We start from the raw sequence: 735 nt of genomic DNA on the forward strand, positions 1-735 counted from the left end.
CTCCCCTTCGAACACGTCGTCGAAGCCGTCAACCCCACCCGCAACCTCGCCCACACCCCCCTGTTCCAGGTCATGTTCGCCTGGCAGAACAACGAGGACCTGGACCTGGACCTGCCCGGCGTCGAGGTGACCGCCCTGCGCAGCCCGTGGACCAGCGCCAAGTTCGACCTCACCCTCTCGCTGGCCGAGCACGACGGGCGCATCACGGGCAGCCTCGAGTACGCCACCGCACTGTTCGACACCGCCACCGCCCAGCGGCACATCCGCCACCTGCACCACGTCCTCACCCAACTCGTCGCACACCCCGACCAGCCCATCGACCGGCTGAGCCTGCTCGACCCGGTGGAGCGCCGCGACCTCCTCGCGACCTGGGGCGAGGCGAGCGCGTACCCCGTCGAGGGGACGATTCCCGCGCTGTTCGCGCAGCGGGCCGCGACGGCGCCGGACGCGGTGGCCGTGACCCTCGAGGGCACCTCGCTCACCTACCGCGACCTCGACGCGCGCGCCAACCGACTCGCCCACCACCTGCGCGCACACGGCGTCGGCCCCGACACCCTCGTCGCGGTCTGCCTACGCCGGTCGCCCGAGCTGATCGTCGCGCTGCTGGCCGTCCTCAAGGCCGGCGGGGCGTACCTTCCCCTCGACCCCGCCCACCCCACCGAACGCCTCGGCGAACTGCTCGCCGACGGCGCCCCGATCGCCGTCCTCACCCACCACGCCACCCGCACCACCCTC

Annotated in this window: 1 protein-coding gene; it reads left to right on the forward strand. The window is 72.8% G+C overall.

Translation table 11 applies throughout. The features are described 5' to 3' along the window. The coding region (locus V6U77_RS29925; protein ID WP_334610083.1) for an AMP-binding protein at positions 1-735 on the forward strand (735 nt) is incomplete at both ends.

Source organism: Micromonospora sp. CPCC 205546, from assembly GCF_036902715.1.
Taxonomy (GTDB): Bacteria; Actinomycetota; Actinomycetes; order Mycobacteriales; family Micromonosporaceae; genus Micromonospora.